15 protein-coding genes and 2 pseudogenes are annotated in these 16,114 nt (G+C 70.1%); 9 read left to right on the forward strand and 8 right to left on the reverse strand.

Translation table 11 applies throughout. The features are described 5' to 3' along the window. Positions 1–3: 3 nt before the first annotated feature. The 3 genes from BDK92_RS11690 to BDK92_RS11700 form a co-directional block, all read right to left on the reverse strand. Positions 4–915, reverse strand: a complete 912-nt coding sequence (locus tag BDK92_RS11690; RefSeq protein WP_121156735.1) for an alpha/beta hydrolase — start codon at positions 913–915, stop codon at positions 4–6. Next, on the reverse strand, positions 912–1,964 hold the full coding sequence (locus tag BDK92_RS11695) for an alpha/beta hydrolase (RefSeq protein ID WP_121156736.1): 1,053 nt from the start codon (positions 1,962–1,964) through the stop codon (positions 912–914). The genes BDK92_RS11690 and BDK92_RS11695 overlap by 4 nt, the downstream gene beginning before the upstream one ends. 118 nt (positions 1,965–2,082) lie before the next feature. Beyond that, the gene (locus tag BDK92_RS11700) at positions 2,083–2,628 is read right to left on the reverse strand and encodes an FHA domain-containing protein (protein ID WP_121156737.1); all 546 of its coding nucleotides are present in this window, start codon (positions 2,626–2,628) and stop codon (positions 2,083–2,085) included. A 265-nt stretch (positions 2,629–2,893) separates the two neighbouring features. Here BDK92_RS11700 and BDK92_RS11705 point away from each other — a divergent pair, with 265 nt between their 5' ends. Together BDK92_RS11705 and BDK92_RS11710 are read left to right on the forward strand one after the other, a co-directional pair. Next, positions 2,894–4,393 carry an aldehyde dehydrogenase family protein gene (locus tag BDK92_RS11705; RefSeq protein WP_121156738.1) on the forward strand — a complete coding sequence of 500 codons (1,500 nt, stop codon included), beginning with the start codon at positions 2,894–2,896 and terminating at the stop codon, positions 4,391–4,393. 81 nt (positions 4,394–4,474) lie between these two features. Continuing rightward, positions 4,475–5,134, forward strand: coding sequence for a class I SAM-dependent methyltransferase (locus BDK92_RS11710; RefSeq protein ID WP_121156739.1), 660 nt, complete (start codon positions 4,475–4,477; stop codon positions 5,132–5,134). A gap of 165 nt (positions 5,135–5,299) precedes the next feature. Here BDK92_RS11710 and nucS read toward each other — a convergent pair whose 3' ends face one another. Continuing rightward, positions 5,300–5,959: an endonuclease NucS gene (gene nucS, locus BDK92_RS11715; protein ID WP_121156740.1), complete on the reverse strand. Its 660-nt coding sequence runs from the start codon at positions 5,957–5,959 to the stop codon at positions 5,300–5,302. A 137-nt stretch (positions 5,960–6,096) separates the two neighbouring features. Here nucS and BDK92_RS11720 point away from each other — a divergent pair, with 137 nt between their 5' ends. From BDK92_RS11720 to BDK92_RS41135, 5 genes and pseudogenes are all read left to right on the forward strand, one after another. Next, positions 6,097–6,714: a DUF4126 domain-containing protein gene (locus tag BDK92_RS11720; protein WP_121156741.1), complete on the forward strand. Its 618-nt coding sequence runs from the start codon at positions 6,097–6,099 to the stop codon at positions 6,712–6,714. Positions 6,715–6,832: 118 nt separating this feature from the next. Beyond that, positions 6,833–7,831, forward strand: coding sequence for a polysaccharide deacetylase family protein (locus BDK92_RS11725; protein ID WP_246016972.1), 999 nt, complete (start codon positions 6,833–6,835; stop codon positions 7,829–7,831). Between the two features lie 136 nt (positions 7,832–7,967). Continuing rightward, entirely contained in the window at positions 7,968–8,813 is an 846-nt protein-coding gene (locus BDK92_RS11730) for an ABC transporter ATP-binding protein (RefSeq protein ID WP_121156742.1), read from the forward strand. Continuing rightward, the gene (locus BDK92_RS11735; RefSeq protein WP_121156743.1) at positions 8,813–9,649 is read left to right on the forward strand and encodes an ABC transporter permease; all 837 of its coding nucleotides are present in this window, start codon (positions 8,813–8,815) and stop codon (positions 9,647–9,649) included. The genes BDK92_RS11730 and BDK92_RS11735 overlap by 1 nt, the downstream gene beginning before the upstream one ends. Positions 9,650–9,969: 320 nt before the next feature. Next, positions 9,970–11,029: pseudogene (locus BDK92_RS41135) on the forward strand (IS110 family RNA-guided transposase). Positions 11,030–11,089: 60 nt separating this feature from the next. Here BDK92_RS41135 and BDK92_RS11745 read toward each other — a convergent pair. After that, positions 11,090–11,938 carry a 3-hydroxyacyl-CoA dehydrogenase family protein gene (locus BDK92_RS11745; RefSeq protein ID WP_121156744.1) on the reverse strand — a complete coding sequence of 283 codons (849 nt, stop codon included), beginning with the start codon at positions 11,936–11,938 and terminating at the stop codon, positions 11,090–11,092. A 160-nt stretch (positions 11,939–12,098) separates the two neighbouring features. Beyond that, positions 12,099–13,550 (reverse strand): annotated as a pseudogene (gene murA, locus BDK92_RS11750) (UDP-N-acetylglucosamine 1-carboxyvinyltransferase); the annotation flags it as partial. Between the two features lie 166 nt (positions 13,551–13,716). On the opposite strand from murA, the gene BDK92_RS11760 reads away from it, so the two are divergent. After that, positions 13,717–14,289, forward strand: coding sequence for a cob(I)yrinic acid a,c-diamide adenosyltransferase (locus tag BDK92_RS11760; protein ID WP_121156745.1), 573 nt, complete (start codon positions 13,717–13,719; stop codon positions 14,287–14,289). A 137-nt stretch (positions 14,290–14,426) separates the two neighbouring features. Next, positions 14,427–15,077 (forward strand): class I SAM-dependent methyltransferase, encoded by a 651-nt coding sequence (locus tag BDK92_RS11765; RefSeq protein ID WP_211349188.1) that lies wholly within the window; start codon positions 14,427–14,429, stop codon positions 15,075–15,077. Positions 15,078–15,232: 155 nt separating this feature from the next. Here BDK92_RS11765 and BDK92_RS11770 read toward each other — a convergent pair whose 3' ends face one another. After that, positions 15,233–15,688 carry a DUF2550 domain-containing protein gene (locus BDK92_RS11770; RefSeq protein ID WP_121156746.1) on the reverse strand — a complete coding sequence of 152 codons (456 nt, stop codon included), beginning with the start codon at positions 15,686–15,688 and terminating at the stop codon, positions 15,233–15,235. A gap of 12 nt (positions 15,689–15,700) precedes the next feature. After that, a complete protein-coding gene (locus BDK92_RS11775; protein ID WP_121156747.1) occupies positions 15,701–15,985 on the reverse strand; it encodes a F0F1 ATP synthase subunit epsilon in 285 nt (94 codons plus the stop codon). Positions 15,986–16,114 lie beyond the last annotated feature (129 nt).

Below are 16,114 nucleotides of genomic sequence, written 5' to 3' on the forward strand. Positions count from 1 at the left end.
ATGTCAGCCGGCGACGCGGACCGCCGACTCGATCGCGGCGGCACCGGTGTCGCCGAGGGCGATGGTGTAGTGGTTCACCCCGGGCACCGTCTCCTCGCGCACACCGGGCAACCAGTGCGTCGCGTACCCGTCCGGGTAAAGGGGTTTGTCCGGCTCGTCGAGCAAACCCCGGGGCGCGCGCAGGAAGACCGCCGGCACCGGCAGCGGTGTCGGCTCGACGCCGGGGTACGCGTACTGGTCCCGGGCGTCCCGGACCGCCGCCGGCAGCCGGCAGGAGGGCTGGAGTTCGGGGGCCACGCCAACCAGGTCGTAGTCGACGTACCGGAGCATCGCCGGGGTCCAGTCGGCGAAGGCGGGATGCTCGCGCCACATCTGCCGATAGGACTCGCGGTCCGGGAAGGTCATGCTCAACCGGGTGAAGGCCGGTCCCACCGTCGCCGCTATCGCCGCCGAGATGGCCTGCTCGTCGGCGGTGCTGTCGAGTCCGGGCGGGGCGGGCAGCAGTGCGCCGCCGTCGACCAGCACCAGGCGCCGGACCAGTTCCGGGTGACGGTGGGCCAGCTCGATGGCGACGAATCCGCCCATCGAGTGGCCGAGCACGACCACCGGGCCGCCGCCGTACGCCTCGATCACCCGGACCAGGTCGGCCGCGTGCCGGGCCATGCCGTACGGGCCGGGCAGGTCCCGGCTGCCGCCCCGGCCGCGCAGGTCGACCGCGACCAGCCGGTGGTCGACGCCGAGCCGCTCCCCCACCACCGACCAGGCCAGGTGGGAGGAGGTGATGCCGTGTACGGCGAGCAGCACGGGTCCGCTGTTGTGTCCCCACTCGCCGACGGTCAACTCTCCGCCGTCGACCGGCACCGTCCGCCGCAGGTACGGCACGGCCCGGTCCGCTCCGTCGTGGCCGCCGCTCATCCGATCAGGTCCAGCAGTGCGGCGGCGAACTCGGTGGGGCGCTCCACGTGCGGGGAGTGCCCGCACTCGGGGTAGACGACCTCGCGGTACGTCCCGCCCGCGGCGGCGTAGCGGTCCAGCACGGCCCGGGTCTGGCCGACCATCGGCTGCGGCGGGCACGTGACGGCACCCGGCCACCCGGGGACCAGGCCAAGCGAGCCGAGGTACGCCAGGTCGAAGAGGGAGGTGTCCGAGACGATCGCGTCGACGTCGCCGCGTACCCAGGTGATCGGGGGTTTGACGGGCACGGCGACCAGGTCGTCGGCGACCCGGAAGTGGTTCGGCGCCATGGTGTTCAGCACGCCGCGACGCCCCGGTGCGGTTCCCGGCCAGGTTACGGTCGCGGCGGCGTCGCCGGGGTAGTTCGCCTCGCCGGTTGCGGTGCTGAGCATGCTCTCCAGCAGCAGGTCCTCGTCGTCGCCGAGGCTGGCCGGGTCGGCCACGTACACGGTCCGCATGACGTTGCGCGGGCTGGTCGGCGTCTGGGCGCCCCGGTCCTTGGCCGCCAGCCGGGCGACGAAGTCGGGGTTGGCCGTACCGGCGCCGGTGCCGGCGAAGTCCGCGCTGATCGGGGTCCCGTCCTCGTCCCGGGTGCCACCGAAGCCGTAGGGCGAGACCGGTGCCTCCAGCAGCAGCGCGCGGATCCGGTCCGGGTGGTCGATCAGCAGTTGCATGGCGACGCCGCCGCCCATCGAGTGTGCGGCCACCACCGGCCGGGCGCCGGGCGCACCGAAGAGGCCCGGGGCGTCGAAGAGCGCGGCGATGTCGTCGGCGAAGTCACGCAGGCCCCGGGTGGCGTCGACCGGTGCGGCCTCGGTCGCGCCGTAGCCGCGCAGGTCGGGCGCGACCACACGAAGGGTGGGCGGCAGGTGGCGCAGGAGTGGACGCCAGAAGTCGGCGGACGAGCAGTTCCCGTGGATCAGCAGCACCGGGCTGCCGTCCGCCGGCCCGGCGACGAGCACGTTCTGGGTGATGCCCCGGGCGACGATGTTCACCTGTTCGGTTTCCATCCCCGCGATGGTGCCACTGTGCGTCTGGTCGGGCAGTGTGGCATCCCCACATAAGCCGGCGGCCCCGATATGGCGGTACGACCTGCCGTGGCGTACCAGGACGATCAGCGCATTTCACTCAGTTCAGCACCAGGTACGCCCAAGCCGCCCATCCGGCCAACACCGCTCCGCCGCCGAAGAACCAGAGCAGCCGACCGGGACCACGTCCGGTCGCCATCGCCTGGGTCGGTGCGCCGAGCGCGGCGGCGGTCGCCCGGGCCGATGCCTGCGACGGCTGGTCGGCAGGCCGGAACGCGGGCGGCGGCGAGGACTGCGTGTACCGGATCGCGCCGACCGGGTCGGTGAGCGCCGCCGCCGGGTCGAAGAAGCGCAGTTCCACGTTCCCGACCCGGATCCGGTCGCCGTCGCGCAGCTCCATCGGGCGGGAGATCCGCTGGTCGTTGAGCCAGGTGCCGTTGGTGGAACCGGTGTCGACCAGCAGGGCGCGCCCCTGCGCCAGGTCCAGCATGGCGTGCCGCCGACTCACCTTCCGGTCGTCGATGACGATGTCGACGCCCTCCTCACGGCCGATCCTGCGGGTGCCGGGACGCAGCCGGAAACTGGCCCCCCGCATAGGTCCGTTGACCACCGTCAGCAGTGGCAACAGGTGCAACTCGTCCGACATCGACTCTCCGCACAGCTCGCTCACTCCGACCAACCTCCCCCCGGATGCCGGTCTCCACGCCCCCCTCGGCGCCCAGAGTCAGCCTGACATCGAGCGGCTCCCATCTCCATTAACCGCAGGATGGAGTTGCTCGTCCGGTAGGTGAATTCGGGTGACCGGTTCGGTCGGAGTGCAAGCCGTTCGATGCGTGCCATCGGGGCGGGTCCGGACAGACGCGGCGCTTCGCCGGCTACCCGTGAGTAATCCTCAGGTTTAGACTCCGGCCATGACGGCTCCGCACGCTCCCGGCGTACCCGTGGTCGACCACGGCGAGTTGATCTCCACGCATCCCGCCAGCGGCGCGGAGGTGGGCCGCTTTCCGGTAGCCAGCGCCGACGATCTGATCCAACGGGTGACCCGGGCGCGGACCGCCGCGACCTGGTGGGCCGGGCTCGGCTTCACCGGGCGCCGCGCCCGGCTGCTGCGCTGGCGCTCCCGGCTCGCGCACCGGGTCGAGGAGCTCGCCGACCTGGTGCACGACGAGACCGGCAAGCCGCTCGCCGATGCCGTCGTCGAGATCGCCTCCGCGATCGAGCACGTCGACTGGGCCGCACGCAATGCCAAACGGGTGCTCGGTCCCCGCCGGGTCCGCTCCCGACTCATCGTGGCCGAGTTCGCCGCCCGGCTCGAATACCAGCCGTACGGCGTCGTCGGCGTGATCGGCCCGTGGAACTACCCGGTACTGACCCCGCTCGGATCGATCGCGTACGCGCTCGCCGCCGGAAACACGGTGGTGCTCAAGCCGAGCGAGTACACCCCCGCCGTCGGCCAGTGGCTCGTCGACAGCCTCGGCGAGGTGGTGCCCGAGCAACCCGTACTCCAGGTGGTGCACGGACTCGGGGACGTCGGCGCGGCGCTATGCCGGTCCGGAGTGAACAAGGTCGCCTTCACCGGCTCGACCGCTACCGCACGCAAGGTGATGGCCGCCTGCGCCGAGACACTGACGCCGGTCCTGCTCGAAGCGGGCGGCAAGGACGCGATGATCGTGGACGGTGACGCCGACCTGGACGCCGCCGCCGACGCCGCCGTCTGGGGGGCGCTGACCAACGCGGGGCAGACCTGTATCGGAATCGAACGGGTCTACGCGGTCGAGGAGATATACAACGACTTCGTGGCCAAGGTGGTGACGAGGGCGGAAAAGCTCACCGTGGGCTCCGAACCCGACGCCCATCTCGGTCCGATCACCATGCCGACCCAGGTCGAGGTGATCCGGCGACACATCGATGACGCTCTAGCTCGGGGAGGGCGCGCGGTGCTCGGCGGACCGGATGCGGTGCAGCCCCCGTACGTCCGGCCGACCATCCTGGTCGACGTGCCCGAGGACGCCCTGGCGATCCGCGAGGAAACCTTCGGCCCGACCCTCACCATCACCCGGGTTGAGGACGCCGACGCAGCGGTGAACAGGGCAAACGCGGTTCCGTACGGGCTCGGTGGCGCGGTCTTCGGCAAGCGTCGACCGGTCGAGATCGCCCGTCGACTGCGCTCCGGGATGGTCGCGGTGAACTCGGCGCTCAGCTTCGCCGGCATGTCCACGCTGCCCTTCGGTGGGGTGGGCGACTCCGGCTTCGGTCGGGTCCACGGCGACGACGGACTGCGCGAGTTCGGCCGGGCGAAGGCGATCACCGTACGACGTGGACCATCGCTGCTGCCGGCGATGACCTTCTCCCGAACCCCGGCACAGGTCGCGAAAATCGCAAAAGCCGTCAAAATTATGTACGGCCGGTGATCCTTACCCATCCGATCGTGGTGGAGGAATAGGCGTTTCAGATATACCGGCTCAAGCTGACGTACCCCTACATTCCGTCAAGTGGGGATACACGCATTGCGATCTCGCCTGGTCGAGAACGAGGATTCGTTTGCCGCCCGCAGGCGCAGCAAGCGGGCGACCTGGCTGGTCGAGACGTTTCCCGACCTGGCCCAGATGTCCATCATCGACCTCGGCGGTCGGGTGGAGACCTGGGCCCGAGCGGTGGTACGCCCGAAACACGTACACGTGGTCAACCTGGAGGCACCGCCACCGGAGATCCCCGACTGGGCGGAGGTCGACTACGGCGACGCCTGTGCGCTACCTCCGACGATCTCCCACCGCCGGTACGACCTGGTCTTCTCCAACTCCGTGCTGGAGCACGTCGGCGGGCACGAACGGCGAGTCCGGTTCGCCGAGTCGGTGCACCTGCTCAGCGACGCGCACTGGGTGCAGACCCCGTACCGCTACTTCCCGATCGAGCCACACTGGATCGCCCCCGGCATGCAGTTCCTACCGGTCCGGTTCCGTACGCTGGTCGCCCGCCGCTGGCCGCTGGCCCACTCGCCGGCGAAGACGCACGAGGCCGCGATCCAGCAGGTGCTCTGGACCGAACTGGTGGACCGGTCCCAGATGCGGCACTACTTCCCACAGTCCCAGATCCGGGTCGAGCGCCTCGCCACCCTCCCCAAGTCCCTCATCGCCGTCCTCGGCTCCCCGTAAGGAAGGGCCCCTTGTTATCGCTTTTTGTATAGGAAGGGGCCCTTCCTAACACCCCCGCGCGGCTGGAGCGGCGCGGCGAAGGTCAGCGGTGGATGTGTACCCGCTCCGGCTGCCCGGTCGAGTGGAGGTGCCGAAGACCACGGCCGTGCCACCTGGAGCCGACGGCTAGAAGAGGGTCAGCTCGTCGCGCTCGATGCCGCGCAGGCGGTCGTAGTTGACGGCGACGCAGCGGATGCCCCGGTCATTGGCGAGCACCCGGGCCTGCGGCTTGATCTCCTGGGCGGCGAAGACACCCTGGACCGGGGCGAGCAGTGGATCGCGGTTGAGTAGTTCCAGGTAGCGGGTCAGTTGCTCCACGCCGTCGATGTCACCGCGCCGCTTCACCTCCACCGCCACGGTGCCCGAGGCGCCGTCGCGGCAGAGCAGGTCGACCGGACCGATCGCGGTCGGGTACTCCCGACGGATCAACGTGAAGCCGTCGCCGAGCGTGGTCGGGTTCGCCGCCAACAGCTCCTGCAGGTGCGCCTCCACCCCGTCCTTGCGCAGGCCGGGATCGACCCCGAGTTCGTACGAGGTGTCCTGGAAGACCTCCTCCAGGGTGATCCGCAGTTCCTCACCGGCCTTGTTGACGACCCGCCACACACCGGGGGCCTCTTCCAGCCGGCACGGCGGGCTCATCCAGTTGAGTGGCTTGTAGGCCCGGTCGTCGGCGTGGATCGACACCGACCCGTCCGCCTTGACCATCAACAACCGGGTGGCCAGCGGCAGGTGCGCCGAAAGTCGTCCCACGTAGTCCACCGCGCATCGCGCTATCACCAACCGCACCCGACGAGGGTAGCGGAGCCGGCAGCCGGTCCCCGCCGCGCACGCCGGAAGCCGGCCAGGAAGCGAAGGCCGTCGTACGGGAGCCATCGAGCGAACGCCGTCGAGCGAAAGTCGTACGGCGGTGAGATGCTGACGCCGTGCTGGAAGCCCTCACCGGTACGGGCCTTGCCGCTTCGGCCGGCCTGAATGCCTACATTCCCCTGTTGACGATGGGACTGCTGTCCCGCTTCACCGGTCTGATCGACCTGCCCAGCGGTTGGCAGTGGCTCTCCAACGGCTGGGTGATCGCGATCCTGATCGTGCTGCTGGCGGTCGAGTTCGTGGCCGACAAGGTGCCGGTGGTCGACCACGTCAACGATCTTGTGCAGACGGTGGTCCGGCCGACCGCGGGCGGACTGGTGTTCAGTGCGGGGTCGAGCTCGGAGACGGTGACGGTCACCGACCCGGGCAGCTTCTTCTCCTCCAACCAGTGGGTGCCGATCGTCACCGGAGTGGTGATCGCGTTCGGCGTACACGCGGTCAAGTCGGCTGCCCGGCCGGTGATCAACGCGGGCACCGCCGGGATCGGCGCTCCGGTGGCCAGCACCGTGGAGGACGTGACCAGCGTGGCGATGTCGCTCGTGGCGATCATCCTTCCGGTGCTGGTGCTGCTCTTCCTGGCCGGCTTCGCGATCCTGCTGCCCTGGACGCTGCGCCGCCGGCGGGAGCGCAAGCGGGAACGGGAGACGGCCCGCGCCGCCGGCTACCGCGTCTGAGCTGCGACTTTGCCGGCAGGAGCGACTGGATTCCGGGAGCCGGGCCGGCCTCCCACGGTCGGGTGACGTCTCGGCTTCCGGTCAATGAGGTTCCCTCACGTCTGACATGATCAGCGACGTGAGCCGAGCCCGGTCCCGTCTGCTGATCGGCGCGCTGGTCGCGGCGGCCGTGCTCGGCACCACCACCAGCGCGATAGCGCTGGGCGTCGCGCTGTCGCCGCCCGGCCGTGGGTCGGTGTCCGCCGACGCCCCGTCCGAGGTGAGCCATCCACCCGGCCCGGCCGGCACCCCGACCCCGGTGGCGAGCAGCCCGAACGGGACCGGCACCACCGAACCAGGCAGACCCGCCACCACCGAACCGGGCAGGACCTCCCCCACCCCGTCGGCCGGCAGCGGGGGCACTCCGCCGGACCGCGGTGTCCCCGGCGCCACCAGGGCGGGCACCAGGCCGCCGGTGGTCGACCACGGTCCGCGTACGGGGAACCGGGTCGCTCTCACCTTCGACGCGGACATGACCGACTCGATGCTCTACAGCCTGCGTACGGGCAGGGTGAAGTCGTACGCCAACCTGCGCATCGTCGAGTTGCTGGAGCGGGAGCAGCTGCCGGCCACCTTCTTCCTGACCGGCAAGTGGGTCGAGCGCTACCCGGAACTGACCCGCCGGCTGGCTGGCAATCCCCGGTTCGAACTGGCGAACCACACGTACGGGCATCTGGCGTTCACCGGCAACTGCTACGACCTCCCCCGGGTGCCGAGCCGGAACATGACCGAGGACGTGGCGAAGACGTTCCGGGTGATCGAGCCGTACGGCGGGCGGCAGACCCGCTACTTCCGATTCCCCGGGCTCTGCCACGACGGGGAGGCGCTGGCCGCCCTCGCGCCGCTCGGCGTGACCGTGGTCGACGGAGACGTGGTCAGCGGCGACCCGTTCGCCACCGCCTGGCAGCCGATCGTGCGGGCGGTACTCGACCAGGTACGTCCCGGTTCAGTGGTGATCATGCACGTGACCGAGGCGAACGCGGCGATGACCGACGAGGCGCTGCCACACATCCTGGCCGGACTGCGGGAACGGGGCCTGGTCCCGGCCACGCTCTCCGAGGTACTGGCCGAATCCTGAGACGCCCCACGGCCGGCCGGTACCGTGACACCGCGAACCGAACGGATCTTCCCACCCGCCGTGCCCAATTGACCCGGCTCACTCCCCCCGGACCCCGGATCCCCACCGGGCGGTACCGGCGCGCATAGTGGTCGGCATGAGTGACCAGCCCGCGATCTCCGTACGAGGTCTGCGCAAGTCGTACGGCGAGCACGCCGCCGTCGCCGGTCTGGACCTGACGGTGCGTACCGGCGAGGTCTTCGCCCTGCTCGGCCCGAACGGCGCCGGCAAGACGACCACGGTGGAGATCCTGGAGGGCTACCGGCGGCGCGACGGTGGCGAGGTCAGCGTGCTCGGTGTCGACCCGGACACCGCCGGCCGGGACTGGCGCTCCCGGGTCGGAATCGTGCTCCAGGGCACCGGCGAGTTCGACGACCTGACCGTGGGCGAGGTGGTGGACCACTTCGCCGCGTTCTACCCGGCGCCGGAGGCCCCGGACCGGGTGATCGGTCGGGTCGGACTGACCGACAAGGTCAATGCCCGCACGCACACCCTTTCCGGCGGACAGAAGCGCCGCCTCGACGTGGCGCTCGGCATCGTCGGCCGGCCCGAACTGCTCTTCCTCGACGAGCCGACGACCGGGTTCGACCCGGAGGCTCGGCGCGAGTTCTGGGAACTGATCCGTGACCTCTCGGCCGGCGGCACCACCATCGTGCTGACCACCCACTATCTGGACGAGGCGGAGTCACTCGCCGACCGGGTGGGCGTGATCGCCGCCGGTCAACTGGTCGAGGTGGCCACCCCGGCCGAGCTGGGCAACCGGCAGCAGGCGCTGCCGATGGTCTCCTGGCGTACGCCGGACGGGACGCCGCAACAGGCGGAGAGCGCGACGCCGACGGCCTTGATCGCGGAGTTGGCCGGGCGGTACGGCGGCGAGGTTCCGGGGCTCACGGTGACCCGCCCGACCCTGGAAGACGTCTACCTGCGGATGATCGGACAGTGATGAGCACGACCACGGAAGCGACCCGGGTCGCGGCGCCCCGTCGCCTCGGTCCAGCGACGCTGGGCCTGCGCCAGGGGCGGCTGGAGCTGCGACAGTTCCTGCGTAGCCGGGAGTCGGTGGTCTTCACCATGCTCTTCCCGGTGGTGCTGATCCTGATTTTCGCGTCGATCTTCAAGGGTGAGATCGGCGGTGGGGTGCGGTTCACCCAATACTTTGTCACCGGCATGATCGCCACCGGGCTGATGACCGTCGGTTTCCAGAGTCTGGCCATCCAGATTCCGATCGAGCGGGACCGGGGCGTACTCAAGCGCCTGCGTGGTACACCGATGCCGAAGTGGGTCTACTTCGCCGGCAAGGTGATCATGGTCGCGGTGATCGGGGTCGCCGAGACGGTCCTGCTGCTCGCCGTCGCCGTCCTCCTGTTCGACCTGCGACTGCCCGACACCGGCGCCAAGTGGCTCACCTTCGCCTGGGTCGCCGCGCTCGGCATCACCGCCTGCACGCTCTGCGGGATCGCCTTCTCGTCGCTGGCCCGCAGCGGCCGCAGCGCGCCGAGCACGGTCACCCCGGTCGCCCTGATCCTCCAGTTCATCTCCGGGGTCTTCTTCGTCTTCACCGACCTGCCGACCTGGATGCAGCAGGTGGCGGCGATCTTCCCACTGAAGTGGATGTGCCAGGGCCTGCGTTCGGTCTTCCTGCCCGCCTCGTTCGGCGCCCAGGAACCCGCCGGCTCGTACGAGTTGGGCAAGGTGGCCCTGGTTCTCGCCGCCTGGTGCATCGTCGGCCTGGTGCTCTGCCTCCGCACCTTCCGCTGGACCACCCGGCGCGACGGCTGACCACCTGACGCGACGACGCCCGCGACGACGCCCGGAAGCCGAGAAGGTGGTGGCCCGCCGGGCCCGGCGGAGAGATCAAGCCTGACAGTGAGGATGTAAGGGCGGGTCACCCGGTTGGTCTGACCCAAAGCCTGACCGACGATCACTGTCCTTGGGCGGATTCGTCGACCGGTCCGGGTGACCCGCTACCGCACTCACCACCTGGGCGGATGTGACCTGATAGGAGCCTGTGCGAGAGGCACCCATCACTGTCTTGTCCACCGTCGCGGCGGTGCGTGCCGACCCTTGTCCGGTGCGAGCGAACGGGACGACACCCCAGCATGACAGCCAAGAAGCGTCAGATCACCGGTGGAATCGACACCCACGGCAGAACCCACCACGCCGCCGTGGTCGACCAGACCGGCCGGGTACTCAACGACCAGCAGTTCCCCGCCACCGCAGCCGGCTACCACGACCTCCTGGCCTGGCTCCGATCACACGGCCGGGTAACCAAGGTTGGTATCGAGGGCACCGGCGCCTACGGCGCCGGCCTGGCCCGCTACCTGACCAGCCAGAACATCACCCTGGTCGAAGTCGACCGACCCGACCGCAAAACCCGCCGCACGAAGGGCAAGTCCGACCCGATCGACGCGATCGCCGCCGCCCGAGCCGCCCTGTCCGGACAAGCCAACGGCACCCCCAAGACCCGCACCGGCCCCGTCGAAGCGATCCGCACCCTACGAGTCGCCCGCAGCGGCGCAGTCAAGGCCCGCACCGCCGCACTCAACCAACTCCACGGCCTCATCGCCTCCGCCCCCCCCCGAAGAACTCCGCGCCAACCTCACCGGCCTGCACGGCCAGGCCCTGATCACCGCCTGCACCACCCTGACCACCGACGACACCCCGACAAGTGATCCGATCCAGGCCACCCGAGCGGCACTCCACTCGATCGCCACCCGGGTCCAGACCCTGACCACCGAGATCACCCAACTCGAACACCGACTCCACCCCATCGTGGCCACCACCGCCCCACGCCTGAACGCGCTCCTCGGCGTCGGCCCCGACGTCGCCGGGCAACTCCTAGCCACCGCCGGAGACAACCCCGACCGGCTCCACAGCGAAGCCGCCCTAGCCCACCTCTGCGGCGCCGCACCCATCCCCGCCAGCTCCGGACGCACCAACCGGCACCGACTCAACCGAGGCGGGGACCGCGCCGCAAACAAAGCGCTCTACACCATCGCGCTCTGCCGCCTACGCCACGATCCCCGCACCCGCGCCTACACCGAACGACGCACCACCCAAGGCCTCAGCAAAAAAGAGATCATCCGCTGCCTCAAGCGCTACATCATCCGAGAAGTCCACACCGCCCTACTCGCAGACCTCGCCGCACTCACCACTTGACACTCCATAGGAGCATCCGCTCGGAGCCGGGCCCGGCGAGCCACCGCCCCCACCGGCAGCTCAGTACGAGTAGAACCCCTGGCCGGTCTTGCGGCCCAGGTCGCCTGCGGCGACCATGCGCTGGAGCAGCTCCGGTGGGAAGAATTTCTCGTCACCGGTGTCGGTGTAGATGTTCTTCGTCGCGTGCAGCAGCACGTCCGCTCCGGTCAGGTCGGTGGTGGCGAGCGGGCCCATGGCGTGCCCGAAGCCGAGCTTGCAGGCGGTGTCCAGGTCCTCGGCCGAGACCACCCCGGACTCGACCAGCTTGACCGCCTCCATCACCAGCGCGGTGATCAACCTGGTGGTGACGAAGCCGGCGATGTCCCGGTTGACCACGACGCAGGTCTTGCCGATCTCCTCGGCGAAGACACGGGCGGTGGCAAGCGTTTCGTCACTGGTCTTGTAGCCGCGCACCAGCTCGCAGAGCTGCATCATCGGCACCGGGGAGAAGAAGTGGGTGCCGACGACGGACTCCGGCCGCTGGGTCACCGCGGCGATCTGGGTGACCGGAATGGCCGAGGTGTTGGTGGCGAGCACCGCGTCGGGCCGGCAGATCCGGTCCAGCTCGCGGAAGACCTCCTGCTTGAGTTCCAGGCGCTCGAAGACCGCCTCGACGACCAGGTCAGCGTCGGCTGCGGCGCCCAGGTCGGTGGTCGTGGTGATCCGGGCGAGAGTCGCCTCCACCTCGCCGGCCTCGATCCTGCCCTTGCTCGCGAACTTCTCCAGCGAGCCACGGATGCCGTCCAGCCCGCGCCTGGTCGCCGCGTCGTCCAGGTCACGGAGCGTCACCTGCCAGCCCGCCTGCGCCGCTACCTGGGCAATGCCCGAGCCCATCAAACCGGCCCCGATGATCGCGAGTCGACCCGCCATCCTCCTGCTCCCTCCCCTGGTACCCCTGCCGTCAACCGCACTCTATCCGTCCACCTGAACGACACCTAAGGAGAGGCGACGGAGGTCGATCCGGGTGGCGGGCCAGCCGGTCGGAGCCGGCGTCAGTGGGTGCGGGTCGGCGTCAGCGGTGCCGCTCGGGTCAGAGGGTGAAGGCCTGCTCCGCCGGGGCGGTGGTCCGCTCGACCTCCACGCCGAGCGCGCGCAGGTCGGCGACGAAGTCCGGATAGCCCCGGTCGACATGGTGCACATGCGAGATCTCGGTCACCCCGTCCGCGCAGAGCCCGGCGATCACCAGGCCGGCGCCGGCCCGGATGTCGGTGGCCCGTACCGGGGCGCTGGAGAGACGCTCGCGGCCGCGTACCACCGCGTGGTGCCCGTCGGTCTTGATGTCGGCCCCGAGCCGGGCCATCTCGTTCACGAACATGAACCGGCCGTCGAAGATGTTCTCGGTGATCAGGGAGGCGCCCTCGCTGACCGAGGCCATCCCGATCGCCATCGGCAGCAGGTCGGTGGCGAAGCCCGGGAACGGCAGGGTGACCACGTCGACCGCGCGCGGCCGCCGGTCCATCCGGACCCGGAAGGCGTCGGTACGGGTCTCGACCAGTCCACCGGCGGAGATCACCTTGTCCAGCGCGATCTCCAGGAAACCGGGGCTGGCACCGGTCACGGTCACGTCCCCCTGGGTCATCGCCGCCGCGAACGCCCAGGTCCCGGCGACGATCCGGTCGCCGACCGTACGGTGCCGCACCGGGCGCAGCTCGCTGACGCCCTCGATCCGGATGGTGGAGGTGCCGGCGCCCTCGATCCTGGCCCCCATCGCGGAGAGCATCGCGCAGATGTCCACGATCTCCGGCTCCCGGGCCGCGTTGTCGATCTCCGTGGTCCCCTTGGCCAGCACCGCCGCCATGACCAGGTTCTCGGTCGCGCCGACGCTGGGAAAGTCCAGCCAGATGGTCGCCCCGTGCAGCCCGTTCGGTGCCGAGGCGATCACGAAGCCGTGTGAGCCGGATATTTCCGCACCCATCCTGGCCAGCCCCGACACGTGCATGTCCAGACCCCGCGAGCCGATCGCGTCCCCGCCGGGATGGGCCACCCGGACGTAACCGCGCCGGGCCAGCAACGGGCCGAGTACGCAGATCGACGCGCGCAGCCGGCGTACCAGGTCATAGTCGGCGTCGGTGCCCGGCTCCGCCGGTACGTCGATGGTGACCGTACGGGCCCGGCCGGGCGCCGCGCCGAGGTCGACCGCCGCCTGCGCCTCACCGCTGGGGGTGGTGGCGACGTCGCGAACCGGCCCGGCGCCGTCCACCGGCGGCACTTCCGCCGGTACCCCGTCCCCCACACCGACGACCGGGATGCCGTCGATGGTCCCGGTCGACGTGCCGTTGTCCTCCCCGAAGGAGACCTCGCAGCCGAGCCGGCGCAGCACCTCGCCCATGATCGCGATATCGGTGATCCGGGGTACGTTCGTGATCACGCTGCGGCCGGGGGCCAGCAGGGCCACCGCCATCAGTTTGAGCGCGGAGTTCTTGGCGCCCACGACGTGCACCTCACCGGCGAGTCGGGCACCGCCACTGACTCTGATCACGTCCACGTCGGCCATCGTAGAGTCGGCCGCCACCCCGGCCGTGACCCCTGCGGACAGGTCGGCCGGCACACCCGCCTCGCCGCCGGCCAGTGCGGGGCCGGGGTCGACTCCCCCACCCGGCACCGTCTGGGTGGGCGGCTCGCCGTCGGACCTCCGTACGCTGTCCGTCATGGCCGTTCACCTCACCCGCATCTACACCAGGACCGGCGACGCCGGCCAAACCAGGCTGAGCAACAACGAGCAGGTCGACAAGACGGATCCGCGGATCGCGGCGTACGCGGACGTGGACGAGTGCAACGCCGCGATCGGGGTGGCACTCGCGCTCGGGCAACTCCGCGACGACCTGGTCACGGTGCTGGCCGCGGTCCAGAACGACCTGTTCGACGTCGGAGCCGACCTGGCCACCCCGATCGAGCCCGACCCGGCGTATCCGCCGTTGCGGGTGACCGAGGAGTACGTGACCCGGTTGGAGGGCTGGTGCGACGAGTACAACGCGGAACTGGCCAAGCTCGACTCCTTCATCCTGCCCGGCGGTACCGCTGGGGCGGCCCTGCTGCACGTCGCGCGTACGGTGGCGCGGCGAGCCGAACGCGCTGCCTGGGCACTGGTGAACCACGATCAGGGACGAACCAGCATTCTTCCGGCAAAGTATCTCAACCGGCTTTCTGATCTGTTGTTCATCCTGGCAAGAACGGCCAATCCGGACGGCGACGTGCTATGGGTCCCCGGTGGCAAGCGCTAACCACCGGCGTCGCCGAAAATGACCGACGAGCGGCGCGGAGGCTCTCCGGCCACCGGTCGACGGGTCTCCTGACGTTGATCGAAGATCAGACCACCCGGACGACCGATTCCGCGCTCTGATCGCCTATTTTGGTGGCCGTGGCCAACGAGAAATTAACGTTCCTGACCCAGTTTGTCCGCCAGCCGATGTCGGTCGGCGCGGTCGCGCCCAGCTCGGCGGCGCTGGCCAACAAGATCACCGCACCGGTTCCACGTACGGGTGATCCAGTGGTGGTCGAACTCGGGCCCGGCACCGGCGCCTTCACCGGCGAAATCCAGCGCCGACTCGGCGGCCGTGGTCACCAACTGGCAATCGAGATCAACAGTGACTTCGCCGGTGCGCTGAGCCGGCGCTACCCGGCGGTGGAAGTCATCTCCGACGACGCCCGGAAGCTACGCGAACTGCTGGCAGCCCGGGGCCACAGCCAGGCGGACGTGATCGTGAGCGGCCTGCCCTGGGCCGCGTTCTCGTCGGACCTGCAGCACAACCTGCTCGACGCGGTCGCCGACGGGCTCGCCGACGACGGCGCCTTCACCACCTTCGCCTACCTCTTCGCCATCTGGACCCCGCCGGCCCAGCGGCTGCGCACCGCGCTACGGGCCCGGTTCGAGGAGGTCACGATGGGCCGTACGGTCTGGGCGAACCTGCCGCCGGCCCTGGTCTACCACTGCCGGCGCCCGATCCGGACCGACGCGTACGGCTCCGACCGGTCCCCGCTGCGCGTCGGTACGGCCGACTCCCTGGACTGACCCGTCCCGTCTGCCGGCCAGCCGGGGCGGCGACGACCAGGCCGCCGGAGCGATCCGGTCAGCGGCCGGTTATGTGGCCCGCAACGACCAGCGCCCGGTCCCGAGAATCGGGGCCGGGCGCGTTCGCGTACGACAAGCTTCGAACGGTGTCCGCCTCAGGCTGCGGGCCAGTCCTGGGCCCCGAGACGCGGCGAGACCGCCCCGGGTGGGGCGGCCTCGAGCCAGGAGAGGAACCCGGTCACCGTGGATTGCGCCATCGCGATCTCCACCGGCGCCTGGTGACTGGTACAGCGGAGAATCACCCAGTCGGCCGGCATGGAGAACTGCTCCTGGCCTTCCGGTAGCCGGCGCCGCTCGACCGCCAGACCACGACGGGCGAGCACCCGCTTCGGCCGGATGGCGAAGCTGAACATCCGGTACCAGCGCAGTTCGTCATCGGTGAAGCGACCGAACCCGGGCGACCAACCACGGCCGTCGAGCATCGTCGACACCCGTACGCTGAGCCGGATGATGCCGCCGGAGCGGGTCACCAGGGCGCGCCGGACGAAGAGCACCAGCAGGCCGGCGAGCACGACCAGTACGCCGACCCCGATCCATTCCAGAACCAGCACCGACGTGCCGGGTCAGCGCGTCGCGGCGGCGGTGACTGCGGTGGCGCTTTCCGCCAGAACCGTGACGCCCGAGCCGGTCACGGAGAGGAAACCGCCGGCGACCTCGAAGGCGATCTGCTCACCACCGGCGAGTTTGATTCGGACCTGGCCGGGCTCGGCAAGCTGGCCCAGCAGAGGAGCGTGGCCCGGCAGCACTCCGAGCTCGCCTTCGGTCGTCCGCGCGACGACCATCTCGGCCTCGCCGGACCAGACCTTCTCCTCGACGGCTACGAGCTCGACGTGTAGCTGATTTGCCACGCTGTCTCCTTGTATGGCGACGGGATTGCACAGAGTCTAGTCGCGTACCCGGCCGGCACCCACGGCGGGTGCCGAGAAGTACCACCGGGGTACTTCGGCGGGTGATCGGGCGAACGCCCCTCACCTGCG

Source organism: Micromonospora pisi (genome assembly GCF_003633685.1).
GTDB classification, from domain to species: domain Bacteria; phylum Actinomycetota; class Actinomycetes; order Mycobacteriales; family Micromonosporaceae; genus Micromonospora_G; species Micromonospora_G pisi.